The organism is Nocardia sp. NBC_01730 (assembly GCF_035920445.1).
GTDB lineage: Bacteria > Actinomycetota > Actinomycetes > Mycobacteriales > Mycobacteriaceae > Nocardia.
Genome location: NZ_CP109162.1, coordinates 3,683,115 through 3,708,273, shown reverse-complemented (window position 1 = coordinate 3,708,273; position 25,159 = coordinate 3,683,115). Strand labels below are relative to the sequence as shown.

Here is a 25,159-nt window from a genome sequence, read left to right as displayed (position 1 = left end):
AGGAGGCTCGCCGAGAATGGCGAACTACACCGCTGCCGATGTGAAGCGGCTCCGGGAGCTGACCGGCTCCGGCATGATGGACTGCAAGAACGCGCTGGCCGAGACCGACGGTGACTTCGACAAGGCCGTCGAGCTGCTGCGTATCAAGGGCGCGAAGGACGTCGGCAAGCGCGCCGAGCGCACCACTGCCGAAGGCCTCGTCGTCGCCAAGGACGGCGTCATGGTCGAGATCAACTCCGAGACCGACTTCGTCGCGAAGAACGCGGAGTTCCAGCAGCTGGCCGAGCAGGTCGTTGCCGTGGCCGCGACCGCGAAGCCCGCCGACCTGGAGTCGCTGAAGGCGCTGGACCTGGACGGCAAGACCGTTGACGAGGCCGTGCAGGCCCTCGCCGCGAAGATCGGCGAGAAGCTCGAGCTGCGCCGCGTGATCTCGCTGGACGGCCCGGTCGCCACCTACCTGCACAAGCGTGCTTCGGATCTGCCGCCCGCCGTCGGCGTGCTGGTCGAGTACACCGGTGAGGGCGACGCCGCGGCCGCGGCCGCTCGCGCCGCCGCCATGCAGGTCGCCGCACTCAAGGCCAAGTACGTGACCCGCGACGAGGTTCCGGCCGACATCGTGGAGAACGAGCGCCGCATCGCCGAGCAGACCGCTCGCGAGGAGGGCAAGCCCGAGGCCGCGCTGCCGAAGATCACCGAGGGCCGCGTCAACGGCTTCTTCAAGGACGTCGTGCTGCTGGAGCAGCCGTCGGTCACCGATTCGAAGAAGACGGTCAAGGCACTGCTGGACGAGGCCGGTGTCACCGTGACCCGCTTCGCCCGCTTCGAGGTCGGCGCGAACTAACTCCGCCACACCCACAGCGGGCAGGCCCCCCGTCGACCGAACGAACGCCGGTTGACGGGGGGCCTTCTGCTGCCGCCCGAACTGAATAAGGCAGGATAGGTGCCGCTCTGCGTTGCCTAGGCCACAAGCGCCTGCCATGAGCACGACTCGCCGGAAGAACGACAATCCACCGCCGAAGGAGACTCAGACCGATGACGGACCCGGGGACCGATCGCCCAGGATATCGCCGGGTGCTCCTCAAACTGGGTGGGGAGATGTTCGGCGGCGGTAAGGTCGGGCTCGACCCGGATGTCGTGCAGACAGTCGCCGAACAGATCGCGGAGGTGGTCGCCACCGGTGTCCAGGTGGCCGTGGTGATCGGCGGCGGGAACTTCTTCCGCGGCGCGGAGCTCGAGGAGCGCGGCATGGAGCGCGCTCGCTCGGACTACATGGGGATGCTCGGGACCGTGATGAACAGCCTTGCGCTGCAAGACTTTCTGCAGAAGCAGGGCATCGACACCCGAGTGCAGACCGCGATCACCATGGGTCAGGTAGCCGAGCCCTATCTCCCGCTGCGCGCCAAGCGGCACCTGGAGAAGGGGCGTGTGGTCATCTTCGGTGCGGGCATGGGCATGCCCTATTTCTCCACCGACACCACCGCCGCGCAGCGCGCCTTGGAGATCGGCGCGGATGTGGTCCTGATGGCCAAGGCGGTCGATGGCGTGTTCACCGCGGACCCGCGGGTCGACGAGACCGCGACGATGTACTCCGAGATCACCCACAAGGAGGTCATCGAGCGCGACCTCAAAGTCGCGGACGCGACCGCCTTCAGCCTGTGTATGGACAACCAGATGCCGATTCTGGTGTTCAATTTGTTGACCAAGGGCAATATCGCCCGCGCGGTCGCCGGTGCGAAGATCGGCACATTGGTTCGGTCCTGACGCCGCTGACCGCGGATGACGACGCTGTGGAGGAAACGGTCGTGATTGAAGAAGCGCTCTTCGACGCCGAGGAGAAGATGGAGAAGGCAGTCTCGGTCGCGAAGGACGATCTCGGAGTTATACGCACCGGTCGGGCGAATCCGGGCATGTTCTCCCGTGTCGTCGTCGACTACTACGGGTCGCTGACCCCGATCACCCAGATGTCCAGCATCACGGTGCCGGAGCCGCGCATGGTCGTGATCAAGCCGTATGAGCAGGCTCAGCTAGGCGCGATCGAGACCGCGATCCGTAATTCGGATTTGGGTGTCAATCCCACCAACAACGGTGACATCATTCGGATCTCGGTGCCGCAGCTGACCGAGGAGCGCCGCCGCGAGCTGGCCAAGCAGGCCAGGGGCAAGGGGGAGGACGCCAAGGTCGCCATCCGCAATGTCCGCCGAAAGACGATGGACGAACTGTCGCGCATCCAGAAAGATGGCGAAGCGGGTGAGGACGAGGTCGGGCGTGCCGAAAAGGAGCTCGACAAGACCACCGCCAAGTATGTCGGCCAGGTCGATGAACTGGTCAAGCACAAGGAAGCCGAACTGCTCGAGGTCTGACGCTAGCGGCGGTGTGAGCGCAGGGTCCGGAGGCGGTAGCTTGCGTAGCCACGAAGGGCACCGGGAATGCCGCCAATTGAGCACAGCGGTGTGAGCGCAGGGTCCGGAGGCGGTAGCTTGCGTAGCCACGAAGGGCACCGGGAATGCCGCCAATTGAGCACAGCGGTGTGAGCGCAGGGTCCGGAGGCGGTAGCTTGCGTAGCCACGAAGGGCACCGGGAATGCCGCCAATTGAGCACAGCGGTGTGAGCGCAGGGTCCGGAGGCGGTAGCTTGCGTAGCCACGAAGGGCACCGAGAATGCCGCCGATGAACACAGCAGAGGCCCCGCCTGGGCGGGGGACGAACGGAACGACGAGTTGAGCGACGGGACAATCGTGGCCGAGAACGCCGCCGCGACCGGTGCGGCTGAGGAGCCGACGCCGGTGAACGGTACAGCCGATGCCGGACAGGAGCATGCGAGCAATGCCGGCGTGTCCGAATCGCTAGTCGATGCCGCAGTGTCCGATACCGACGCCACGGCCTCGGCACCCCAGGCATCCGCCCAGCCGGTGCCGAGTGGTTCGCGGGCGGGCCGTAATCTGCCTGCCGCGCTGGCCGTTGGATTCGGCCTCGGGCTCTCGCTGATCGCGATCCTGCTGTTCGTGCCGAAGGTATTCATCGGCGTCGCTGCGGCCGGTGTCGGCGTGGCGACCTGGGAGGTCGCCAAGCGGCTGCGTGAGGCCGACGTGCTTGTCCCGCGGATTCCGCTCATTCTCGGTGGCCAGGCGGTGTTCTGGCTCGGCTGGCCGTATGGCGCGAGCGGTGTCGCGGGCGCCTTCGCCGCCACCACACTGATCTGCATGGTGTGGCGTCTGTTCGACCACGGCCTGCAGACCGCGCCGCGAAACTTCTTGCGCGACACTGCTATTACGGTATTCACGCTGGCCTGGATCCCGCTACTCGCCTCGTTCGCCACGCTGCTGCTGCTCGAGCCGAACGGCAACCTGCGAGTGCTGACCTTCATGATCCTGGTGGTCTGCTCCGATGTCGGCGGCTACGTGGCCGGTGTGCTGTTCGGCAGGCATCCGATGGTGCCTTCGATCAGCCCGAAGAAGTCGTGGGAGGGTTTCTGCGGCTCGTTGGTGTTCAGCGTGATCGGCGGTCTGCTCACGGTGACGCTGTTGCTGGAAGCCAATTCCATGATCGGCGTTGTCCTTGGCGTCGGCCTGGTCGCCGTGGCCACCTGCGGCGATCTCATCGAGTCGCAGATCAAGCGCGAACTCGGTATCAAGGACATGGGTGCCCTGCTGCCAGGCCACGGCGGCATCATGGACCGCCTCGACTCCATGCTGCCCTCGGCGTTCGTCTCCTGGCTGGTGCTGTCCACCCTGCTCTGAGTTCCGTCAGCCTTTCTTGGCGACGCGCCGCAACTGCAGGATGCGCGCGCCGCCGACCAGCGCCATCACCAGCGCTCCGGCGATGACCGACAGCAGTACCGCGACGCCGAGCGGAAGCGAGAAGTGCCAGAAGAACAGGCTCACCTCGACCGTCTCGAGGTTCTGCAAGATGAAGATCAGCAGCACTACCAGGATCAACGCGCCCGCGATCAGGCCGGTCCAGGTGTGACCGGTGCGTGAGGACAGCGACTTGCTCGTCGTGACCTGGGGAGCGGATTCAGTACCCGGTGGCGCGCCGGGCCGCTGGTCCGGCATGTCCGGGTTCGGCGTGTGTTCAGCATGGGTGGACATATGTCGATCATTGCCGACCGCTATCACGCCTGCACGCATTTCCCGCAACGAACCAGGCATGACGGGCAACGCGGACGTGACTGCGCGGGCGGTTCGCGCGGATGGGAGAATGGACCGATTATGACCGTCTCCCTGCCCCTTGTGTTCGATGCTCCGCGCCGTGGCATGCCGCCGAGGCACCTCGCCGACCTCGATGCCGAGGGCAGGCGCGCGGCTGTCGAGGAGCTGGGTCTGCCGAAGTTTCGTGCCGATCAGATCGCCCGCCAATACTTTGCGCGGTTGCAGGCCGATCCGGAGCAGATGACCGATCTTCCCGCCGCTGTGCGGGACAAGATCGGCGCGGCGCTGTTCCCTCCGCTGTTGAGCGTGGTCAAGCACGTGGCGTGTGACGACGGCGAGACACGGAAGACGTTGTGGCGTGCGGGCGATGGCACGCTGCTGGAAAGCGTGCTCATGCGCTATCCCGACCGCGCGACGCTGTGCATCTCCAGCCAAGCGGGTTGCGGCATGGCCTGCCCGTTCTGCGCCACCGGACAGGGTGGGCTGAACCGCAACCTGTCCACCGCCGAGATCGTCGACCAGGTGCGGGCCGCGGCGGCTGCCTTGCGGGACGGAGAAGTGTCGGGCGGTCCCGGCCGGCTCTCCAACATCGTCTTCATGGGTATGGGCGAACCGCTGGCCAACTACAAGCGTGTGGTCGCCGCAGTGCGCCGGATCACCTCGCCCGCGCCCGACGGTCTCGGTATCTCTCAGCGCAACGTGGTGGTCTCTACCGTCGGCTTGGCACCGGCCATCCGCAAGCTGGCCGATGAGGGTCTGTCGGTCACCCTGGCGGTCTCCCTGCACACCCCTGACGACGAACTGCGTGACACCCTCGTTCCGGTGAACAACCGCTGGCCGGTCGCCGAGGTTCTGGACGCGGCCCGCTACTACGCCGACCAGACCGGTCGCCGCATCTCGGTCGAGTACGCGCTGATCCGCGACATCAACGATCACCCGTGGCGCGCGGACCTGCTCGGCGAGAAGCTGCACAAGGCGCTCGGTTCTCGGGTGCACGTCAATGTCATCCCGCTGAACCCCACCCCGGGCAGCAAGTGGGACGCCAGCCCGAAGCCGGTTGAACGTGAGTTCGTTCGGCGGGTGAATGCTCAGGGTGTGCCGTGCACGGTCCGTGACACCCGCGGCCAGGAGATCGCCGCCGCCTGCGGGCAATTGGCTGCCGAAGGGTAACCGGATCATCCCCATGAACTGCTCACACTGCGGTCCGCAGTGGCTTCCTCTTCGCCGGTCGCCAGCGGCGGTCCTGCATCGACGGGCACTGCACGGCGTCCGGTGCTGCAAGCGCATGCACCGCTCGCCGCGAGCAGATGCGCTAACCGCGGTTCTTCGCCGGGCGATTGGTGGCGGCGCGACGTTCGGCTTCTTTCGCTTTGATGCGCTCGTCCTCCGCGCGGACCGCGGCGTAATTCTCGCGTTCGCGGATCAACCGCTCCGGCGGGTCGGCGAGCAGGTCACCGATCTCGTCCGCGGTCAGCGCGTCGGAGACCTGGGCGCGGGTCAGGCCTGCATTGGAGACGCCGAGCTTGCGGGCTACGACATCGCGGGGGAACGGGCCGGTGCGGCGCAGTTCGGTGAGCCACTCAGGGGGATCGTTGCGCAGTTCGTCGAGCTGGGCGCGGGAAATCGGCGCGTTGCGGAACTCCTCGGGTGCGGCCGGAAGGTAGATGCCGAGCTTGTTCGCCGCGGTGAGCGGCTTCATCATCTGCGGTTTTTTGTCCGGGCTCACCGGGACAGCTTAAAGGGCGCCGCCGGACGAAGTCCGACCGCAGCCCTGTGCCGGGTCGAGCGAAGGTTCGAGGTAGCGCATATGTGCCGGATCGAGCCAACGCGAGGCAGCCGCGATCCGGCGGCGCGGACGGTCCCGACCAGGTGGTGGCATACGCTTCCATGAATGAGCGGGTTCGAGTCGATCGATGTGGTGCGCCTGCGCTGGTTCGTCGCCGTCGCGGAGGAACTGCACTTCGCGCGGGCGGCGAAGATGCTGCGTATCTCGCGTCAGAAGCTGAGTCACACGGTGATCGACTTGGAAAACGAGTTCGGGACAAAGCTTTTCGTGCCCGGCGCGCAGCCGACCCAGCTGACCGATGACGGGCGGGAGTTGCTGGGGCGAGCGCGGGAGATTATCGCGCGCTCCGAGTCGGAGGGCAACGACACGTCTCAGGTCCCGGCTGCCCTGCGGGTGGGCTTTGTGCCCGGCGTCACCGTGTCCAAGTGGAGCCGGATCTGGGGTGAGCGGTTTCCGGATGTTCCACTCGAGGTTGTCGCGCTTCCGCAGGCCGACCAGGAGGCCGCAGTGCGTGCGGGCCGCGTCGACATGTGCTTCGTCCGTCTGCCGATCGATCGGACAGGTATGAGCGCCATTCCGCTCTACCGGGAGGTGCCGGTCGTCGTGGTGCAGAAGGAACATCCGCTCTCGCTGTTCGACGAGGTGAGCATGGCCGACCTTGCGGACGAACACCTCCAGGACACCGCGGACGTCGACGTGGTGGGCGGTGCGCTGGAACTCGTCGCCGCAGCGGGCGGGGCGGCCATCGTGCCGCATTCACTGGCCCGCCTGCACCATCGCCGCGACCTCATCTACCGGACGCTGACCGGCTTCCCCGACACGGAGATCGCCTTGGTCTGGCCCGCCGACCGCACATCCGACCTGGTCGAGGAATTCGTCGGTGTCGTCCGCGGCCGATCCGAGCGCAGCTCGCGTGCACCGGCCCGCGCGAAGGACACCGAACCTATGACGAAGTCCCCGGCCAAGCGGACCGGTGGCCGTCCGACCCCCGCCGGCAAGAAGCCTGCCCGGCGACGCGGGCGTTAGTCGGATCCGTCGCCCGGCCCGGGACGGTGGTCGACGCCGGAACGTTGAAGGAGTTCCCCGACGCGCCGCGCTCATTTCCGCCACTGCCCCCGGTCGGACGTGATTACGCGACTGCTTCCTCGTCGCGATAGTCGCTGCCCGCTGCCCGCTGCCCGCTGCCCGCTGCCCGCTGCCCGCTGCCCGCTGCCCGCTGCCGGACCGGATTGTGCGACACCCCTCGACTGAGCTGCGCCCACGGAGCGTCGGTCGCCCGTCGGGTTCGCTTCAGATCATGTGAATCTTGTTCGCGTGCAACAGAACTCGAGGGCGAGGGCGCGAACCCGGCCGACGGGTTCGCGCCGACCTGCGATCAGCCCGCGCAGGACCGGTTGAACTCGGCGGTCGCCGCGTCCATGTCGGTGACGCTTTCGTCGGTGAGCGCACGGGCGTAAGCGTCGATGGCGTCCTTGTCCGCGCCCGTGGCGTCGATGGCCGCGAGCTTGGCGGTCAGCGACTGCTGCACCGCCGGGTCCAGGTTCCCGCCGGACTCGGCGATGGCCGCGTTGATCACGTCGGTGGCCGCGCTGCACGCTGCCGACTGCGCATGTGCAGGGCTTGCGGGCAGGAGAAGCAGGGAGCCGATGGCGCTCGCGGCGAGCACGGTGGCGGAAAAGGTCTTGGTCATTGTGTCCTCGGTGTCGTGGGAACAGAAATCGAGGTCCGTGCCCAGGCTGGGCCGCGGACCTCGGACGACACGGTACCGGACGTAGCTGTCGGCACAGGACGAATAGAATTGTGCGAGAAGAATTTTCGTATTGCGGAACTAGCGCGGCTTTCGCCGCAGCAGCGAGTCGCGAATCAGGATTCCCGCGATCAGGACGGCGAAGCCGACCAGGAACACGTCCTCGATCCTGCCCTTGTGGTTGCCGACCAGCATGGCGAGCAGGATCAGCGCGACGATCCAGCCCGCGATGCGGAAGGTGCGACGCGACTCGCCGCTCCAGCCCCAAGCGGCGGAGGGAACTTCGGCGGTGTCCACGTGAGTGACGATGCCGCGCTCGGTGTCGGCGGGTTCGAGTTCCGTGGCGGCCACGATCGCTCCTTAGCTGGTTCGGGTACCGCTGTTCCGGTACACACTCGATGAGCTACTGCCGCATATCGTGACATACGACGGTGCGTCGTTGTAAGTCGCCCCGCGCCCGCGGAAAGTGTTCCGGGCGGTAGGACAGAATGAAAGCGTGTCCGACATCGTGAGAGTCCTGCTCCTGGGCAGTACCGGCTCCATTGGTACCCAAGCGCTCGAGGTGATCGCCGCCAATCCCGACCGTTTCGAGGTGGTGGGCCTGGCCGCGCGTGGCGGCAACACCGCGCTGCTCGCCGCGCAGATCGCCGCTACCGGGACCCGCAATGTCGCCGTCGCTGATCCCACCGCCGCCCAGAAGCTGGACTTGCCTCTGGGCGGGCCGGGCGCGGTGACCGAGCTCGTGCGTCGCACCGAGGCGGACGTCGTGCTCAACGCCCTGGTCGGCTCGCTCGGGCTGGAGCCGACCCTGGCCACCCTGCAGTCGGGCACCCGACTTGCGCTGGCCAACAAGGAATCGCTGGTCGCGGGTGGCTCGCTGGTCACCCGCGCCGCGGCCCCCGGCCAGATCGTTCCGGTCGACTCGGAGCATTCCGCGCTGGCGCAGTGCCTGCGCGGTGGTCGCGCCGAGGAGGTCGACCGGCTGGTGCTCACGGCCTCCGGCGGTCCTTTCCGCGGCTGGACCACGCAGATGCTGGAATCGGTCGATCCTGCTGAGGCCAAAGCGCATCCGACCTGGTCGATGGGTCTGATGAATACGCTGAACTCCGCCTCGCTGGTGAACAAAGGGCTCGAGCTGATCGAGACGCATCTGCTGTTCGGCATCTCCTATGACCGCATCGACGTCACCGTGCACCCGCAGTCGATCGTGCACTCGATGGTCACCTTCACCGACGGCTCCACACTGGCCCAAGCCAGCCCGCCGGACATGAAACTGCCCATCGCGCTGGCCCTCGGCTGGCCGGACCGGGTGCCAGGCGCCGCGGCGGCGTGCGACTTCGGCACCGCCGCCACCTGGACCTTCGAGCCGGTCGACAACGAGGTCTTCCCAGCGGTGGAGCTGGCCCGCCGGGCCGGGCAAGCGGGCGGCAGCGTGACAGCGGTGTACAACGCCGCGAACGAGGTCGCGGTGCAGGCGTTCCTGGACGGAGCGATCCGCTTCCCCGACATCGTGCGTACGGTGGCGGCCGCGGTCGAGGCGGCCGAGCAGTGGCGCGCCGAGCCGAACTCGCTCGACGAGGTCCTCGCCGCCGATACCTGGGCGCGCGAGTTCGCCGTCGCCCGCGTCCGGGCCTGAAGCACGCCGAGTCGGCCCTGGCAGGGTAGTGGAGACGATCGGACTCGCGCGGCGACCATGTCCTGGCACACTGGACACGCAGAGTCGGTCGCTGTCCGGTTAGGGTGTTGATGGTGCTCGCGGCCAGGAGCGGACGCGTGCGTGCGGGATACTCGAGCTGCGCAAACGCAGGAGGGCTGTAGAGCAAATGGTGTTCGCGTTGGGATTCGTGCTGTTCGCGCTCGGCATCACGCTATCGATCGCGCTGCACGAATGTGGGCACATGTGGACCGCGCAGGCGACCGGTATGAAGGTGCGGCGGTACTTTATCGGCTTCGGGCCGAAGGTGTTCTCGTTCCGTCGCGGGGAGATCGAGTACGGCCTCAAAGCGATTCCGCTCGGCGGCTTCTGCGACATCGTCGGCATGACCGCCCTCGACGAGCTGCGCCCGGAAGAACTCGATCGCGCCATGTACCGCCAGGCCACCTGGAAGCGGCTCGTGGTCATGTCCGGCGGCATCGCGATGAACTTCGTGCTCGGCTTCATCCTGGTGGCCGTGCTCGCGGTCGGCTGGGGGCTGCCGAGTTTGCAACAGCCGCCCGCCACCGCGCTGGGCAATATGAGCTGCGTGCCACAGCAGAATCCGGACGGTTCGACCCAGCCGTGCACCGGCACCGGCCCCGCCCAGCGCGCCGGATTGCAGCGCGGCGACGTCGTCAAGGAAGTCAACGGCGTCAAGGTGGACACCTGGAAGGAGTTCCAGGCCGAAACCCAGAAGCAGAGCGGTCCGTTCACCTACCTTGTCGAACGCGACGGCCGGAACCTGACCATTCCGGTCACCCCGGAGCGGGTCGTGCGCTACGCGGAGGGCGGCGGCGCCGGCCGCGAGGTCGGCGCGGTCGGCGTCGGCACGGAGTACTACGACCCGGTCAAGTACAACATCTTCGCCGCGATCCCGGCGGCGGGCGCGTTCACCGGCGAGATGTTCGTCCGCACGTTCCAGTCGCTGGCCCAGATGCCGGAGAAGGTGTCGGCACTGTGGACGGCGGTGACCGGAGGCGAGCGCGACCCCGAGACCCCGGTCAGCGTGTACGGCGCGAGCAAGATCGGCGGCGAGACCGCGGAGCGCGGGCTGTGGGGCGTGTTCATCCTGGTGCTGGCCAGCTTGAACTTCTTCCTCGGCGCGTTCAACATTCTCCCGCTGCTTCCGCTCGACGGCGGGCACATCGCGGTGGTGCTCTACGAGAAGATCCGCAACACCATCCGCGGCTGGAAGGGACTGGCGCCTGGCGGACCGGTGGACTACCTGAAGCTACTGCCGGTGACTTACGTCGCCGTGATGATCGGCGGTGCCTACATGGTGCTCACCCTGGTGGCCGACATCGTCAATCCCATCCGGCTGTTCCCCTGAGTTCGCACGCACGAGGTACCCTGTCGCGGGCATCGGGGACAGCGCGTTGTCACAGGCGTCACAGGGTGGCGGTCTGCCGCGCGACTAAGCTCGAAAGGCGAACGGCCCGGAATGAACGTACGAAAGATAGGCAGCCGAAGGTGACCACCACAATCGGATTGGGTATGCCAACCGCACCCGTGGCCGTTCTCGCTCCCCGGCGTAGGACTCGCCAGCTGATGGTGGGCAATGTCGGCGTGGGCAGCGATCACCCGATCTCAGTGCAGTCGATGACCACGACCAAGACGCATGATGTGAATGCGACCCTGCAGCAGATCGCGGAGTTGACCGCGTCGGGGTGCGACATCGTGCGAGTGGCCTGCCCGCGTCAGGAGGACGCGGACGCGCTGGCGACGATCGCCCGCAAGTCCCAGATTCCGGTGATCGCCGATATCCATTTCCAGCCGCGCTACATCTTCTCGGCGATCGACGCCGGGTGTGCCGCGGTGCGCGTGAACCCCGGCAACATCAAGGAGTTCGACGGCCGGGTCAAGGAGGTCGCCAAGGCGGCGGGCGCGGCGGGGATTCCGATCCGCATCGGTGTGAACGCCGGTTCGCTGGACAAGCGGATGCTGGAGAAGTACGGCAAGGCGACGCCGGAGGCACTGGTGGAATCGGCGCTGTGGGAGGCGAGCCTGTTCGAGGAGCATGGGTTCGGCGACATCAAGATCTCGGTCAAGCACAACGACCCGGTGATCATGGTCGAGGCTTACCGGCAGCTGGCCGCCAAGTCGGACTACCCGCTGCACCTGGGCGTCACCGAAGCGGGTCCGGCGTTCCAGGGCACGATCAAGTCCGCGGTGGCGTTCGGCGCCCTGCTGTCGGAGGGGATCGGCGACACGATCCGGGTGTCGTTGTCGGCGCCACCTGCCGAGGAGGTCAAGGTCGGCGGGCAGATCCTGCAGTCGCTGAATCTGCGTCCGCGCAAGCTGGAGATCGTGTCGTGTCCGTCCTGCGGGCGTGCGCAGGTCGACGTGTACACGTTGGCCAACGAGGTGACCGCCGGCTTGGAGGGCATGGAGGTTCCACTGCGGGTGGCCGTCATGGGCTGCGTCGTGAACGGACCGGGTGAGGCGCGTGAGGCCGACCTCGGCGTGGCCTCCGGCAACGGCAAGGGACAGATCTTCGTCAAGGGACAGGTCATCAAGACCGTCCCGGAGGCGCAGATCGTCGAAACCCTCATCGAAGAGGCGATGCGTATCGCCGAGGAGTTGGGCGAGGACGCGGGCGACGGCGAACCGGTCGTCACGGTCGGCTGAACCCCCGCCTACCTGGGCGTTCGACATAGCCATTCCGCATCACGGCGGATCGTGGCAGGCTGTCATCGTGCGGAGTCTGCTGGAGCCGGCGCGACGGGCCAAATACGCGCCTGCGCGCCTGCTCGCGAATCGGGACCTGGCACAGGTGCTACGTGTGCTGGATGCCGATCCGGTGGCCTCGTGCATGGTCGCCGCCCGGCTACAGGAGTTCGGCCTGGACACCCGTTGTGGCCAGACCGAACTGTGGAGCCGAGGCGGTCCCTCGGAATCGCTGTGCTTCTCGGGTGCGAACCTGGTGCCGCTGCTCGGCGACCGGGACGCGTTGCGTGCGTTCGCCGACCGGGCGATCCGCTGGCCCCGGATATGTTCCTCGGTGGTGGGCCGCAGGGAGCTGGCACTGCCGCTGTGGGAGATGCTGGCCGACCGCTGGGGTCCGGAACGCGAGCTGCGCGGGGAACAGCCGCTGCTCGCCCTCGCGCAACAGCCTCTGGTCACGCCCGATTCGGAGGTCCGCCGGGTGCGTCCCGACGAACTCGACCGCTACCTCTCGGCCGCGATCGCGATGTTCATCGAGGAGGTCGGTGTCGATCCCAGAGCGGGCGACGGCGGCCGCGGCTACCGTCGGCGGATTCAGAGCCTGATCGAATCCGGCCGAGCGTGGGCGCGTTTCGAGGACGGTGAAGTGGTCTTCAAGGCCGAAGTCGGCTCGCTGTCCCGGAGCACCGGCCAGATCCAAGGGGTCTGGGTGCATCCGGAGTATCGCGGGAAGGGCTGCGGCACCGCGGGCACCGCGTCGATCGCGAACGCGGTGGTCGCCTCCGGCCGCACCGCGAGCCTATACGTGAACGACTACAACGAGATCGCCCGCCGCGCCTACAGCCGGGTCGGTTTCCGGCAGATCGCGACCTTCGCCACCATCCTGGTCGACTGAGCGTGGCCGGGGTGACGTTCGCCCGTCCGAATTCCGGAGTGCCGCAGACATTCGCCCGGCAGTGGCTATTACCATCGGTGCCGATGTCGACTCGGATGTTCGTCTCGCTCACTGTCGTGGCGCTTGCGGTCGCCGCGGCCGGTTGCGCGAGCGAGTCGCAAGGGCCTGTCCCCGCCGCCGACGCATTCGTCTCGGCGTTCGCCGGGCACGATGTGGACGCTGCTGCCGAGTTCACCAATCTGCCGGAAAAGGCAAGTGGCGCACTGCGTTCCGCGTGGGACAAGCTACAGGCCGAACAACTCACCGCGCACACCGGCTCGGCGCGCGTGAGCGGCGACACCGCCACCGTCGACTACACCTACGAGTGGCGGCTGCCCAAGAACCGAACCTGGAAATACACCGGGCAGTTGCAGATGGGCCGCAACGACGGACGCTGGATGGTCCGCTGGACCTCCTCCGATATCCATCCCAAACTCGGCGCCACCCAAACCTTGGCGTTGCGGTCCACCCCGGCGCCCCGTGCCAGGGTCAACGAGCAGTCCGGCAGCGACGTACTGGTTCCCGGCAAAGTGTCCCGGGTCGCCTTCACCGCGGCGGACGCCACTGACGCCGCCGCGGTGGCCACCTCCTTGGCCGCGGCGCTGAACCGCTTCGACAAGTCGCTGACGCCCGGATCGATCCTCGCCGCGGCAAAGGCAGGCACCGGCGCCTACACCGTCGCGCTGCTCAACGAGAACGAATCCGGCCAGGTGGGTAAGGATCTCATCGGGCTGCCCGGCGTCACGCTGACCCAGCAGTGGGACCTGGTCGCCACCGACCGCGATTTCGCACCCGACCTGCTCGCCCAGGTGCGTAAGACGGTGATCGCGGAGGTGGACGGCAAGGCAGGGTGGAGCGTGGTCACGGTGAACGCCAACGGCGTCGACACCGATGTGCTCACCGAGGTGCCCGCCCAACCCGCGCCGTCATTCTCGCTGAGTATCGACCGCAACGTGCAGAACGCCGCGCAGCGCGCCGTGGAACCGCACACCGAGCAGACCATGATGGTGGTGCTTCGCCCGTCCACCGGCGCGATTCTGGCGGTCGCGCAGAATAGGGCCGCCGACCGGGACGGCCCGATCGCGACGATCGGCCAGTATCCGCCCGGTTCGGTGTTCAAGACGGTGACCGCCGCCGCCGCGATATCGAACGGCCTCGCCACCCCGGACACGGTGCTGCCGTGCCCGAGCCGGATCATCATCGGCGAGCGGACGATTCCCAACTACAACCTGTTCACGGTCGGCGACGTGCCGATGGCCAGAGCCTACGAACGCTCCTGCAACACCTCGTTCGCCAAGCTCGCCAGCGAGCTTCCCGGGTCTGCGCTGCACGACACCGCCGCGAAACTGGGGGTGGGGCCTCGCTATTCGGTCGTCGGGCTGCCGACGGTGTCCGGCTCGGTCCCAGCTGCCGACGGCCTGATCCAGCGGACCGAGGACGGCATCGGCCAAGGCAAGGTAGTGGTCAGCCCATTCGGGATGGCGCTGATGGCGGCGACCGTCGCGCACGGCTCGGCGCCGGTGCCCTACCTGATCGCGGGGCGTCCCACCGAGATCGACGGTGACCGCCCGGCCCTGGCCCCCGAGGTGGTCGACAGGCTGCGCGCGATGATGCGCCTGGTGGTCACCGGTGGCACGGCCGAGCGAATCGCCGATCAGGGCGAGGTGTACGGCAAGACCGGCGAGGCCGAGGTCGAGGGCGGGTCGCATTCGTGGTTCGTCGGCTACCGCGGTGACATCGCGTTCGCGACGCTGCTGGTCGAAGGCGGCAGTTCCGACAATGCCGTCGCGGTCACGCGGGACATGATCGCGGCGCTGCCCGCGGGGTACTGACCCGGTCCAGTTCCAGGGCCGATCTTCCTGCCACTCCTGATGCGCGTTGCACGGGCCCGCTCGCAACCACCATTTCACTCGCGTCGGTGTGCGGATGACGAGGATGGACGTCGCCGAGCACCCGACGTTATGCGAGCCTTGACTTGCCGAGGAATGCTCGCAGGTGTGGGTTGACGGCGCCTGCGTCGGTGAGGCTCAGGAAGTGCGCGCCGCCGTCGATGATCACCGGCGGTTCGGCGTTCGGCAGGGCCTCGGCCAGCTCGTGGGCCCGGTCGACGGGGTAGGCGGCGTCGGCCGAGCCGTGCAGGACCAGGGCCGGGCAGTGGATCTCCGGCGCGCGGTCGAGCACGCCGTCCCGCTCGACCAGTGGGGTGAGCACGCGGTCGATGTGGTCTCCGGACAGCCTCCGCCACTTGGCCTGCCACGCGGTCGGGTCGTACTGGCCCAGGCAGATCGTGGCGGTGAGGTCGAGCAGTTCCTGGGTCGGACCGTGTTCCCGCCAGGCGGCGACCACCTGCCGGTAGCCGGCGGCCACCTCCGGATCCTCCGCGGTGCCCGAGGTGCCCAGCAGCGCGAGCGCGGTCACGCGGTCGGGCGCCAGCAGTGCCATCCGCTTGGCGATGAACCCGCCCTGACTCGTGCCAATCACGGCGCACCGGGCCACCCCGAGCTCGTCGAGCAGGCCGAGCGCGTCGCGGGCCACGTCCCAGTAGGTGAACGGGCGGTCGGCCGGGGTGCCGCCGTGGCCGCGCTCGTCCATCGCGATCAGCCGGAACGTTTCGCCGAGCGACTCCACCTGCGGGGCGAACATTTCTGCGTCCATCAGGTAGCTGTGCAGGAGTAGTACCGCGGGCCCGGTGCCGCCGTGGTCGATGTAGCTCACTAGTTGGCCGTCGTTGACTTTCAACGTTTTTCGCATGGGCGATAGTCTTTCAGACCGGCATCACCTGCAGCAGTCTGTCGTCGTTTCGGGTATGCGCACATGCCGAAATGAGTGCGCCTGGCAGTGGTGGATGTGCAGCCAGGTTCGGTAACAAGCGGCAGCCTTGTCACCTGGCATCGTCGAGTAGGTGCCGGGGTGCGGCCTGCCGCCATGAATCGAGAACGATGGCTTGCAGTTCGTTTCGGTCGTCGAGAGCAGCGAGGCGCACTCGGACCCACGCGTTGTTGGCTTCGTGGGCGGCGATCCAGAACTTGCTCGGTTCGGCGACAACCAGTTCGTCGCGGTCGACTATGGGGCAACGGACCGCCATCGAGGTCTCGGCTTCCGGGAGGGTGAGAAACAGCCTGCGCGCGACACGGAAAGTCGGCATTCCCCAAGTGAACTCCTCAGATGTCTCCGGCAACGACAAGGCAAAGGCGCGGACATCGTCCCCAGTGGCACTCATGCACCGAATCCTTCCAGGCCCCCATCTCGGAACGCAGAAGGTCTGCCTGTCGTCGGCAAAGGCCGGCCACCGCCACGCCGGTCCCAGCACGCAAGCGCGGCACGGACCGCGGGAGTGGCTTCCGGTCGTAGTAGTCGGGAATCGTGTTGCTCGGCTGGCTAGATTGAGAACATGGCGCTGCGATACGAGCTGGACGTCTCGAAGGCTCGCTGGTTCATCAACCGTCGTTACCCTTGGACCGAGCTTTGCGCACTGGGACCCAGCGGGTTCGCGCGGTACGCCCGGCTGTTTCATCCCGCCGGACCCGACGAGGATCCCTCCGATCCCGATCCGGTAGAAGACCGCGAAGGAAACCTCGACCCTGAGGTGCTTCAGCGACTGTCGAACATCCTCGCCGGGCATACCGGCACGCCGGATGATTGTTATTTCGGCCTGTGGGACGGTTTCGGCGACATCTACGGCAGCTCGTCGGCGGCCGTGGCGTTCAGCGGGGACGACTCCGCCGATCCCGAGTTCGCGCCCATTGTCGCACCGGCCTTTTCGCCGGAGGTGCTGGCTGGGCCTCGACTGCAGGTTCCGGCGCGGGACTACCTGCTGTTTCGTGGACCGCTCAGCGAGGCTGGGCAGTGGGGAGCTACCGATCTGGTTCCGGGGTGGCCACGAACGATCAACAGCCCGAACCTCATGTGGCCCGCGGACCGGATGTGGTTTGTAGCGACCGAGATCGACCTGCCCTGGACCGGTATCGCCGGCAGTCCGGAACTCATCGAGGCATTGCGGGCCGACAGGTCACTCGATGTCGAGGAAGTCGAGCCGTCCAGTCCGCTGCGGTACTGGCGTGACGAGGCTTGAGTACCGCTGCTGTCTGGTCGAAGCTACCGCGTGCTGTGCCGAGGATCGGCTGGCTTGAAGGGCTGGTCGGATAAAAAATATGCGCATGTGTACTATCTACTTATGCTTACTATATTTCCATCCGGCCGAGTCTCTTCGACCGGGCGAGTGAAGCCATGACCGGCGCCCAGCCGTTTTCGGAGGGCACTGTGCTCATGCCGTGGCAAGCCGGTCCCCGTCAAGGATTGTCCGGATCGGTGTTCGTCAGCGTGACGGACTTCCTGGCAGGCTCCGATGAGGACGTTCAGCTCATCTACAAGACCGGGATGGAGCTGGGCCGGACCTGGCCGGTGATGCACGGCGCCGTCGGCCTGTGGCTGTGGGGTCGGCCCTCGGAGTTGCGCGGCGGCTCGATTTCGGTGTGGGAAACCGAGAAGGACATGCGGCATTTCGTGCGATGGCCGGTGCACACGGACATCATGCGGAAGTGGCGCGGGCGTGTCGGTGTCGCCGCCGACTCATGGCAGGCCGCCCAGTTCGAGGTGGAGGAGGTGTGGGCACGGGCTCGGAACACGATCGAGCGGCCCCATTCTCACGCTGGATGACATCTCGGCACGAACTCGGTTCTGCGTCCAGTTCTCGGCGGCCGCACCGCGCTTGTCGCGCTTCCCGAAGTCGCAGTGATACCTGACGGTGTTTCGATACGCTCTCGGTCATGTCCGACCTGCAGTGCTCCCGGTGCGGTATCGACACAGGCAACTTCGTCGGAGGTCTGGATCCCGACGAGTGGTACTGCGCGACCTGCGCCGGTGACGTCCCGGAGATCGCGCTCAGCCGCAGCCGGGCAGCTTCGACGATGACAGCGACCCAGGTGCTCCGGGTAGACCAGGACCAGCCGCCGGAGCCGCCGGTGTTCCCCGAGTTCGACCACCTGCTGCGGGTCATTGCGGTCGGCCACCGTGCCGTCGTGGATCATGTTGCGGTGACAGTCTTCTCGGTGGAGCTGTTCACCGATGGGTTCCGCGTGCAGACTCGCATCGAGCTGGAGCCGGAACACCCTGAGTATGTCCCGGGCGGGTCGACCCCGGATTACGACAACCCCGACGCGCCGCACGGCCGGATGCTGCACCTCGAATCGGGTTTCGTCATCGTCGACGACCTGGGCGGACAGTACTCCTGCCCATCGATGCTCGGTGGCGGGGTCAACCGGCAAGAAGGCTCGCTGCACTGTGCTCCTGCTGTGGATCCCGGCACTACGGAATTGTGGATCCGTGCCGACAAGCTGCTCTGGCAGGACCTGTTCAGACCTCAGCGCGGATTCTTCGTCGACAACGGTCCCTGGCACTTCCGGGTTCCGTTGACAGAACGTTGATCCGAGCGCTCGGCCGAGCGGCCGGTCATGGCCGCTGAGAGACCACGCACGCTGATGCCGGTGCTCGGGATCGGGAGCGCGAAGGTGGCCGGTGTTCGTTCTGCGGAGCGCCGCAGGTACACGGCGGCGGCCCCGAACAGCGCGAGCGTCAGCCAGATGTAGGCGTTGCGGTAGAACACTTCGAGGTTGCCGTGCGAGCCATAGTCGAGGATGGTGCCTACCGTGCGGCCGAAGAACGCCAGCACGCCACCCGATGTGACCACGACCGCCGCCGTCAGTCCGATCCCCGCGACGACACCGCGGCGGCGCAATGCCAGGTCGGTCAGGTAGATCAGCAGGGGCGCGAGCCAGACCCAGTGATGCACCCAGCTGTACGGGGACACCGCGGTGGTGGTGAGTCCGCACAGCACCACCGCCGGTAGTTCGTGTCCGGTCAGTGACAGCCGTCGCGCGAGGAACAGGCAGGCCGTAGCGATGGCGACCGCGCCTGCCAGCCAGAGCAATTGGCGACTGCCGTCAACGCCGACGGTCCGGGCGACCATGCCCCGCAGTGACTCGTTCGACGGGTTCTCCGGAACGCCGACACGAGTGGGGTCCGCGAACGCGCCGCTCCAGAATGTCAGCGAATCCTTGCGCATAGCCAGGAAGCCGATAAGTACAGTCGCGGCGAACGCATCGATCGCCGACGCGGCGGCCCGGTACCGACCGCTGACAAGAAGGTAGATTACGAAGAAGGCGGGGGTCAGTTTGATTCCGGCGGCGATCCCGGTCAGCACGCCCTTCCATCGCGAGGAGTCGGGGAGCGCCATGTCTGCCAGCACGAGCAGCAGCAGGAGGATATTGATCTGCCCGAAAGCCATGGTCTGCCGCACCGGTTCGCACCACAGCAGCACTCCGGCGATCGACAGGCCCGCCAGCGCCAAACGCATGTCACGCCGGTAGCCGAGGATCGTCAATGCCGCCCAGACCGACGCGGTCAGCATCGCGAAATTGCCGAACGCGCCCACGAAAGTGTACAGAACGCCCTGGAGTTCACCCAGCGGCACGAACAATAGCGCGGCGAACGGCGTGTATACGAATTCCCATACGCCGCGTGTGTAGCCCAGCAGCGGGGTGTCATAGACGGAAATGCCGTCGGCCACACGGTTCCCGGCGATCTGATACACGCTGAGATCACTGAGGTGCATCATCATCTGCGGCATGTCGAGGACCTGCTTGACGTAGTACCCACCGGCAGCCGTGCCAAGTACGAAGATCGTCCAGAATGCGACGGTTGGAATAGTGCGCTGCACTGGCGCAGTCCGTGCCGAGTACGGCACTATCACTTTCGCGATCGTCGACAACGACACGCTCACTCCCAGCGATCGGTTCCAGATTCGCGTCCTCACGCTAGTGGCACCGGCCGCAAAATATCCAACGAGGACAGCGAGCACCGATTTGTCAGGTCCATAGCGGCGTCGAATATCCGCTCAGTCGCTATATCGCGGGGCCGGCCTGAGCGATTGGTGACCGAAGTGTGACGCCTGGCCGGGTGGGGATTTTTCAGGCCGGAGCGCGGGTTGTACAGGGGGCCGACATGAGAGGGCAATCTTCACGAAGGAGGAGGCGTGACCGACAAACAGAGGGCGATTCTGGCCGGCGGATGCTTCTGGGGCATGCAGGACTTGATTCGCAAGCAGCCGGGGGTGCTGTCGACACGGGTCGGCTACACCGGCGGGCGCAACGACCACCCGACGTATCGCAATCACCCGGGCCATGCGGAGGCCGTGGAGATCGTCTACGACCCAGCGGGGACGGACTACCGGGCGCTGTTGGAGTTCTTCTTCCAGATCCACGATCCGACGACGAAGGACCGTCAGGGCAACGACATCGGTACCAGCTACCGTTCGGCGATCTTCTATCTCGATGACGACCAGAAGCGTGTCGCGCTGGCCACCATCGTCGATGTCGAGGACTCGGGTCTCTGGCCCGGCAAGGTGGTCACCGAGGTGACCCCGGCGAGCGAGTTCTGGGAGGCCGAGCGCGAGCACCAGGACTACCTGCGGCGCTACCCCGACGGCTACACCTGCCACTTTCCGCGGCCGGGGTGGAAGCTGCCGAAGCGGCAGACCGCCGCGCAGTAGGCCCCGGCTGGTTCGTCGGTTTGTGCCGCTCGCTGGAGGGTGCCCGCCGAGGACGTTCGAATAGAACGGGTGCGGCACTCACGCTCAGCTGAGCTGGCGTGTGAATCCGGGCATACCGTCGGCCTCACCGGGGCGGCCCGACCTGATAGTCGGCTGAGAACCAGACGAAAGCGACACTTTCGGTCTGGTCGGCCGCGTTGATACTGATAAGAAGTCCAGCGCGACCATCACCAAGGAGTTCGTCATGAGCCTGATCGGAACCCTGCTCGGGTACATCTTGACGGCGTTCGTATTGCTGCTGATCGCCCGGCTTGTGCTGGATTGGGTGGAGGTGCTGGCCACGGCCCCCCGGTGGGTGAGCCGGGCCCGTCCGTTGATTCATGCCTGCACCGAGCCGGTGATCGGGCCGGTGCGGCGGGTGCTGCGGCCGGTGCGAGCAGGCGGGCTTTCGATCGATCTCGCGTTCACCGCGGTGTTCGTCGTTGCGCTGATCCTGCGCTCGATCGCTTTCAGCCTGTAGTCACAGCCGCACGCGCCGACAGCGCCGGCTCGGGACGTCCACACATTCCGCTGATCGTGGATTCACGGAGTGCTCGCACTCGTCGCCCCGAACCGGCCAGTGCCCGGGTCGGTTGATCACCGAGGCGGGAGACCGAATTCGGTTCGGACCGCTGCCAGGAGAACATCGACTTCCCGGCCGAAGACCATGGCCGTCGCATACAGAGTCGTCATCGCGGCATCCCTGGCATCGGGTTCGGCTGCGTCGGCGATCGTGGGCAGGGCGAATGACGGCCGGTGGATGGGCCCCAGGTCGAAGGGATTCGGCGCCGATTCGCGCGGATCGGCTCGTCCGATGGAGGCGACAAGCTCGGTTCCGCCCTCGTCCACTGGTCCGAAGTCCTCGTCGTGCAGACGGGCGAGGGCGGCTTCCATGTCGTCGAAGGGGGGTGGTAGCGGTCGCCCTTCCTGCATGGCCGTCAAAGCGGCTTGTACCCAGGGCCTTTCGGCAATCGCGGCCATTTCGCAGGCCTGGGCCGCGGACCAGAGCGCCAAACGCCGCAGATCTTGCTCGCCCATCGCGGCGATCGCCTGAGCGAGGGCACGGTCGTAGCCGGACAGCTCCTCGGCGCCGGAACAATCCCGCAGTTCAGGTATCGGATCTCCGCCCCAGCGCTGTCGCTCGGCCGCGGCGGCCTGCGCCCGAAACTCGGAAATGTGCAGGTGACGGGGACCGTCCTCGTCTACTCGCCCTCAGGAACCGGACACCCCGCCGCACCGTCGATGGGCGAGGACAGATACAGCATCCCCTCCGGGCCGACGTGCAGCCGCGCCTCGCACACCTGCTGCCACTCGTCCCGATCCCACGGCGGCCGGGAATCCCACACCTGCACCGTCATCTGCATTTCGAAGTTGTTCTGGTGTGGGCTGAGCACCACCATGGCCAGACCATTCGAGGTAAAGGGATGCGCCGCCAGCGCATGGTCGAGGAGATCGGTGTCCTCATCCGGATCTCCCAAACCGCCGTCGATACAGAACTGTCCATAGTCCATGAACAGCTCCACCGTTTCCTCCCTGACCGGACCTGCCGCGGTGCTCATCGCGCCATCCTGACACTGAAATGGACGACCGCGGCAAACGCACGCATCCGCCGATACGTACATGCCGGGCTCGGCAGGCTTGGTCGGCTAGCGGCGCCGCCCGCGCACGTGGCCCGAAAGGCAGGCGGATCCTCCGCGAGTGAGGTTATTCGACTCCGAGGGTGACCTCGGTGGATTTGATCAGGACTTTGACGACCGTGCCTTTGGTGAGGCCGAGGTCGTCGGCGGCGTCGCGGGTGATCCCCGACGTGACCTCGTCGCCGCCGGTGAGCCGGACACGGACCACGGCCATGGCCTCACCGCGGGTTACCGAGACAACGGTTCCGTCGAGCTGGTTGCGGGTGCTCAGGCGCATGGTGCCGACGGTACGCTCGACCGCTGCGATCGCTCGGTATCCCTGAGACGGGTCGGCGAGTTGTCGATACTCGGCCGTGCGAACGATGATCAGGCTCTGCCTGAGCAGTCGACCTCGCGAGCCGCTGTCGGCAGGTCGGATCCGCGACCGCGAGTCGTGATCCGTACCGGGCTGTCGATCCTGCCGCACCGATTCCGATCAGGCGCACGATCTGCGGCCGACGCACCGGAGGATGTTGCCGTGGGCCACATCGACTGTGCTGCACTGGAACCGGCAGCCCATTCTTGATCCGGAGAGGTGGTTTCGGCGCGCGATCGAAACTGGCCACGGACCGTTGGTCCAGGCGACTTTCGCCTACTTGTCGGGTTCGTCGAGAATCACGACCGAGTCGCCGCCGTCGCGCGTGCTCGCCGGCCGTTCGGCCAGGACCGGGAACTGACCCGTGATGCCGTCGCGCTCCTGCACGATGGCCGCCACCCGTTTGCGGGCCAGGAACCAGCCGCCGACCAGCAACGGAACCATGACCACCACCGTGGCGATGACCGAAACGCGCTGCACTTCGTCGTCACTGAAGGCCATCAGCGCGACCACCGCCGCCAGGAACAGCAGCGTCGCCACGCTCGTGTAGGGCGCACCGATCAACCGGAACTTCGGACGTTCTATCCTGCCGCTGCGCGACCAGCGCCACAACTGCAGTTGGCAGACCACGATCGCCGACCAGGTCGAGATGGTGCCCAGCGCCGACATGTTCAGCACGATCTCGAAGACCTTTTCCGGCACCATCACGTTGAGCCCGACGCCGATCAGCGCGATCGCGCCGGTCGCGAGAATGCCGACATAGGGCACACCACCCTTGGACATGCGCGACGTCACCGACGGCGCACTGCCGTTCATCGACATCGAGCGCAGGATCCGGCCGGTCGAATACAGGCCGGCGTTCAAGCTGGAGAAGGCCGCCGTCAGCACCACCAGGTTCATGATCGAACCGGCGCCTTCGACACCGAGTTTCGAGAAGAAGGTGACGAAGGGACTCTCACCGGCCTTGAAAGCCGTGTAGGGCAACAGCAGTCCGAGTAGCACCAGTGAACCGACATAGAACAGCGCAATGCGGGCGATGACCGAATTGATGGCCCGCGGCATGATCTTTTCCGGATTCTCCGCCTCACCAGCCGCCGTTCCTACCAATTCCACTGCGGCATAAGCGAATACGACACCCGTTGTGACAGTTACCAGCGGTAGCAAGCCGGTCGGCAACAACCCGCCGTGGTCGGCGATCACACTCACGCCGGTGTGCTCCCCTTTGATGGTGGACCGGCCGGCCAGGAAGATCGTGCCGACGATCAGGAAGGTGGCCAGTGTGACGACCTTGATCAGCGCCGCCCAGAACTCCACCTCGCCGAACCAGCGCACCGATACCAGGTTGACGCTGACCACCAGGGCCAGCGCCACGAGCGCGATCAGCCACTGCGGAACCGCTTCGAAGGCGCCCCAGAAATGGACATAGGTGGCGATGGCGGTGATGTCCACGATCCCGGTCATGCTCCACTGGAAGAAGGACATCCACCCGACCGCGAAAGCCAGCTTCTCGCCGTAGAACTCGCGGGCATACGAGACGAACGATCCGGAGGAGGGGCGATGCAGTACCAGCTCGCCCAGCGCCCGCAGGATGAAGAACACGAACACGCCGCAGATGGCGTACACCAGGAATAATCCGGGGCCGGCGCTGACCAGCCGACCGCCCGAGCCGAGAAACAGTCCGGTGCCGATGGCGCCGCCGATCGCGATCATCTGCAGCTGACGCGGGCGCAGCGACTTGTGGTAGCCCGCATCGTCGGCATGCGGTACATCCACTGTCGCCTCGGATGGAGGTCGAACTGTTGTCATAGCGAAGACCCACTCACGTGATGGCGACCATATCAACGTGTAATGTACCGTCATTCAACGGCACGTTCAATAGCGGTGGAGCGATGCTTAGGGTCGGTGTCGGGGCGAAACGGCTTGGCGCACGGCGAATTCGACCGATGCGGACGTGCCCGGTTGTCACTGAACGGGCGTTCGGGTGAAATCAGCCGTAGTGGGGGATCGGGTGTTCCAGATGGGTTTTGATCACCGGGGCGACTCGCGCTATCAACTCGTCCAGTTGCTCCGAGGCGATGGGCTCCACCCGCAGGATGTAGCGAAGGTAAGCGATGCCCAGCAGTTGGGCCATTGCCAGGTCGGTCCGCAATTCCGCGTCCGAGCCGGGTAGTCCTGCCGCGATCTGGTCGTACACCTGTCCCTGGATGAATTGCCGGACCAGGTCGGCGGACTCCTCATGGGTTGCGGCGCCGCGCAGGATTGCCAGCAGCGGGGCGCGTGATTCCGGTCGGTCCCATGCTTCGAAGAACACCCGTGTCAGCCGCTCGCCTGTCCCGCTCGGGTCGCCATCGGTGATCCGAGCTGCGATTTCCGCTGGCTCGAACGGCCATCCCATGGTGGCGCGAAACAGGTCGGCCTTGCTGCCGAAATAGTGCCTGATCAGCGCGGGATCGACGCCGGAAGCGGCGGCGATCTCGCGCACGGTCGTCTTGTCGTAGCCGGCTTCGGCGAATCTGTGGCGCGCCGTCGCCAGCAGCGCTTCCCGGGTGTCGGTCTTCCCCGGCCGTCGTCCAATCGGAGGCATGATGCCAGAAATTCTACAACCGTT

The 25,159-nt window shown here is 66.5% G+C and carries 28 protein-coding genes; 16 read left to right on the top strand and 12 right to left on the bottom strand.

Annotated elements, in window-relative coordinates:
- Positions 1-16 precede the first annotated feature (16 nt).
- From tsf to OHB12_RS14780, 4 genes are all read left to right on the top strand, one after another.
- Entirely contained in the window at positions 17-841 is an 825-nt protein-coding gene (tsf, locus tag OHB12_RS14795; RefSeq protein WP_327119908.1) for a translation elongation factor Ts, read from the top strand.
- A 191-nt stretch (positions 842-1,032) separates the two neighbouring features.
- Positions 1,033-1,761 (top strand): UMP kinase, encoded by a 729-nt coding sequence (gene pyrH / locus OHB12_RS14790; RefSeq protein WP_327119906.1) that lies wholly within the window; start codon positions 1,033-1,035, stop codon positions 1,759-1,761.
- 41 nt (positions 1,762-1,802) lie between these two features.
- Positions 1,803-2,360: a ribosome recycling factor gene (gene frr, locus OHB12_RS14785; protein WP_327119905.1), complete on the top strand. Its 558-nt coding sequence runs from the start codon at positions 1,803-1,805 to the stop codon at positions 2,358-2,360.
- A 548-nt stretch (positions 2,361-2,908) separates the two neighbouring features.
- Positions 2,909-3,736 carry a phosphatidate cytidylyltransferase gene (locus OHB12_RS14780; RefSeq protein WP_442800098.1) on the top strand — a complete coding sequence of 276 codons (828 nt, stop codon included), beginning with the start codon at positions 2,909-2,911 and terminating at the stop codon, positions 3,734-3,736.
- Positions 3,737-3,742: 6 nt separating this feature from the next.
- On the opposite strand, the gene OHB12_RS14775 is transcribed toward OHB12_RS14780, so the two are convergent.
- A complete protein-coding gene (locus OHB12_RS14775) occupies positions 3,743-4,087 on the bottom strand; it encodes a LapA family protein (protein WP_327119904.1) in 345 nt (114 codons plus the stop codon).
- Between the two features lie 120 nt (positions 4,088-4,207).
- On the opposite strand from OHB12_RS14775, the gene rlmN reads away from it, so the two are divergent.
- Positions 4,208-5,317: a 23S rRNA (adenine(2503)-C(2))-methyltransferase RlmN gene (rlmN, locus tag OHB12_RS14770; RefSeq protein WP_327119903.1), complete on the top strand. Its 1,110-nt coding sequence runs from the start codon at positions 4,208-4,210 to the stop codon at positions 5,315-5,317.
- 142 nt (positions 5,318-5,459) lie between these two features.
- Here the strand turns inward: rlmN and OHB12_RS14765 are convergent, their stop codons facing one another.
- Entirely contained in the window at positions 5,460-5,873 is a 414-nt protein-coding gene (locus OHB12_RS14765) for a DUF5997 family protein (RefSeq protein ID WP_327119901.1), read from the bottom strand.
- 165 nt (positions 5,874-6,038) lie between these two features.
- Between OHB12_RS14765 and OHB12_RS14760 the strand changes: the two genes are divergently transcribed.
- Positions 6,039-6,959: a LysR family transcriptional regulator gene (locus tag OHB12_RS14760; RefSeq protein ID WP_327119899.1), complete on the top strand. Its 921-nt coding sequence runs from the start codon at positions 6,039-6,041 to the stop codon at positions 6,957-6,959.
- Positions 6,960-7,308: 349 nt separating this feature from the next.
- Here the strand turns inward: OHB12_RS14760 and OHB12_RS14755 are convergent, their stop codons facing one another.
- The gene (locus OHB12_RS14755) at positions 7,309-7,623 is read right to left on the bottom strand and encodes a hypothetical protein (RefSeq protein ID WP_327119897.1); all 315 of its coding nucleotides are present in this window, start codon (positions 7,621-7,623) and stop codon (positions 7,309-7,311) included.
- A 138-nt stretch (positions 7,624-7,761) separates the two neighbouring features.
- Positions 7,762-8,031 carry a DUF2631 domain-containing protein gene (locus OHB12_RS14750; protein WP_327119895.1) on the bottom strand — a complete coding sequence of 90 codons (270 nt, stop codon included), beginning with the start codon at positions 8,029-8,031 and terminating at the stop codon, positions 7,762-7,764.
- A gap of 145 nt (positions 8,032-8,176) precedes the next feature.
- On the opposite strand from OHB12_RS14750, the gene dxr reads away from it, so the two are divergent.
- The 5 genes from dxr to OHB12_RS14725 all read left to right on the top strand — a co-directional run bounded on the left by dxr (position 8,177) and on the right by OHB12_RS14725 (position 14,806).
- Entirely contained in the window at positions 8,177-9,316 is a 1,140-nt protein-coding gene (gene dxr / locus OHB12_RS14745) for a 1-deoxy-D-xylulose-5-phosphate reductoisomerase (RefSeq protein ID WP_327119893.1), read from the top strand.
- A gap of 187 nt (positions 9,317-9,503) precedes the next feature.
- Positions 9,504-10,706: a M50 family metallopeptidase gene (locus tag OHB12_RS14740; RefSeq protein WP_327119891.1), complete on the top strand. Its 1,203-nt coding sequence runs from the start codon at positions 9,504-9,506 to the stop codon at positions 10,704-10,706.
- A gap of 140 nt (positions 10,707-10,846) precedes the next feature.
- Positions 10,847-12,004 (top strand): flavodoxin-dependent (E)-4-hydroxy-3-methylbut-2-enyl-diphosphate synthase, encoded by a 1,158-nt coding sequence (gene ispG / locus OHB12_RS14735; protein WP_327119889.1) that lies wholly within the window; start codon positions 10,847-10,849, stop codon positions 12,002-12,004.
- Between the two features lie 67 nt (positions 12,005-12,071).
- Positions 12,072-12,935, top strand: a complete 864-nt coding sequence (locus OHB12_RS14730; RefSeq protein ID WP_327119887.1) for a GNAT family N-acetyltransferase — start codon at positions 12,072-12,074, stop codon at positions 12,933-12,935.
- Between the two features lie 83 nt (positions 12,936-13,018).
- Complete coding sequence (locus tag OHB12_RS14725) at positions 13,019-14,806, top strand: penicillin-binding transpeptidase domain-containing protein (protein ID WP_327119885.1); 1,788 nt, start codon at positions 13,019-13,021, stop codon at positions 14,804-14,806.
- Between the two features lie 127 nt (positions 14,807-14,933).
- Here OHB12_RS14725 and OHB12_RS14720 read toward each other — a convergent pair whose 3' ends face one another.
- Both OHB12_RS14720 and OHB12_RS14715 read right to left on the bottom strand, forming a co-directional pair.
- Complete coding sequence (locus OHB12_RS14720; RefSeq protein WP_327119883.1) at positions 14,934-15,725, bottom strand: alpha/beta fold hydrolase; 792 nt, start codon at positions 15,723-15,725, stop codon at positions 14,934-14,936.
- Positions 15,726-15,855: 130 nt separating this feature from the next.
- A complete protein-coding gene (locus OHB12_RS14715; RefSeq protein ID WP_327119881.1) occupies positions 15,856-16,194 on the bottom strand; it encodes an MmcQ/YjbR family DNA-binding protein in 339 nt (112 codons plus the stop codon).
- Between the two features lie 171 nt (positions 16,195-16,365).
- On the opposite strand from OHB12_RS14715, the gene OHB12_RS14710 reads away from it, so the two are divergent.
- The 3 genes from OHB12_RS14710 to OHB12_RS14700 all read left to right on the top strand — a co-directional run bounded on the left by OHB12_RS14710 (position 16,366) and on the right by OHB12_RS14700 (position 18,397).
- Positions 16,366-17,046, top strand: coding sequence for a hypothetical protein (locus OHB12_RS14710; protein ID WP_327119879.1), 681 nt, complete (start codon positions 16,366-16,368; stop codon positions 17,044-17,046).
- Between the two features lie 155 nt (positions 17,047-17,201).
- Entirely contained in the window at positions 17,202-17,630 is a 429-nt protein-coding gene (locus tag OHB12_RS14705) for a hypothetical protein (protein ID WP_327119877.1), read from the top strand.
- Positions 17,631-17,740: 110 nt separating this feature from the next.
- Positions 17,741-18,397 carry a hypothetical protein gene (locus OHB12_RS14700; RefSeq protein WP_327119875.1) on the top strand — a complete coding sequence of 219 codons (657 nt, stop codon included), beginning with the start codon at positions 17,741-17,743 and terminating at the stop codon, positions 18,395-18,397.
- On the opposite strand, the gene OHB12_RS14695 is transcribed toward OHB12_RS14700, so the two are convergent.
- On the bottom strand, positions 18,334-19,746 hold the full coding sequence (locus OHB12_RS14695) for a glycosyltransferase 87 family protein (protein WP_327119873.1): 1,413 nt from the start codon (positions 19,744-19,746) through the stop codon (positions 18,334-18,336). The two genes, OHB12_RS14700 and OHB12_RS14695, sit on opposite strands and share 64 nt — an antisense overlap.
- 258 nt (positions 19,747-20,004) lie before the next feature.
- Here OHB12_RS14695 and msrA point away from each other — a divergent pair, with 258 nt between their 5' ends.
- Positions 20,005-20,520 carry a peptide-methionine (S)-S-oxide reductase MsrA gene (msrA, locus tag OHB12_RS14690; protein ID WP_327119871.1) on the top strand — a complete coding sequence of 172 codons (516 nt, stop codon included), beginning with the start codon at positions 20,005-20,007 and terminating at the stop codon, positions 20,518-20,520.
- A 244-nt stretch (positions 20,521-20,764) separates the two neighbouring features.
- Positions 20,765-21,040: a YggT family protein gene (locus OHB12_RS14685; RefSeq protein WP_327119869.1), complete on the top strand. Its 276-nt coding sequence runs from the start codon at positions 20,765-20,767 to the stop codon at positions 21,038-21,040.
- A gap of 116 nt (positions 21,041-21,156) precedes the next feature.
- Here OHB12_RS14685 and OHB12_RS14680 read toward each other — a convergent pair whose 3' ends face one another.
- The 5 genes from OHB12_RS14680 to OHB12_RS14660 form a co-directional block, all read right to left on the bottom strand.
- Positions 21,157-21,597, bottom strand: coding sequence for a hypothetical protein (locus OHB12_RS14680; protein WP_327119867.1), 441 nt, complete (start codon positions 21,595-21,597; stop codon positions 21,157-21,159).
- A 164-nt stretch (positions 21,598-21,761) separates the two neighbouring features.
- A complete protein-coding gene (locus OHB12_RS14675; protein WP_327119865.1) occupies positions 21,762-22,118 on the bottom strand; it encodes a hypothetical protein in 357 nt (118 codons plus the stop codon).
- A 145-nt stretch (positions 22,119-22,263) separates the two neighbouring features.
- Complete coding sequence (locus tag OHB12_RS14670) at positions 22,264-22,473, bottom strand: TOBE domain-containing protein (RefSeq protein WP_327119863.1); 210 nt, start codon at positions 22,471-22,473, stop codon at positions 22,264-22,266.
- Between the two features lie 354 nt (positions 22,474-22,827).
- On the bottom strand, positions 22,828-24,357 hold the full coding sequence (locus OHB12_RS14665) for an amino acid permease (protein WP_327119861.1): 1,530 nt from the start codon (positions 24,355-24,357) through the stop codon (positions 22,828-22,830).
- Between the two features lie 181 nt (positions 24,358-24,538).
- Entirely contained in the window at positions 24,539-25,135 is a 597-nt protein-coding gene (locus OHB12_RS14660) for a TetR/AcrR family transcriptional regulator (protein ID WP_327119859.1), read from the bottom strand.
- Between the last annotated feature and the right edge of the window lie 24 nt (positions 25,136-25,159).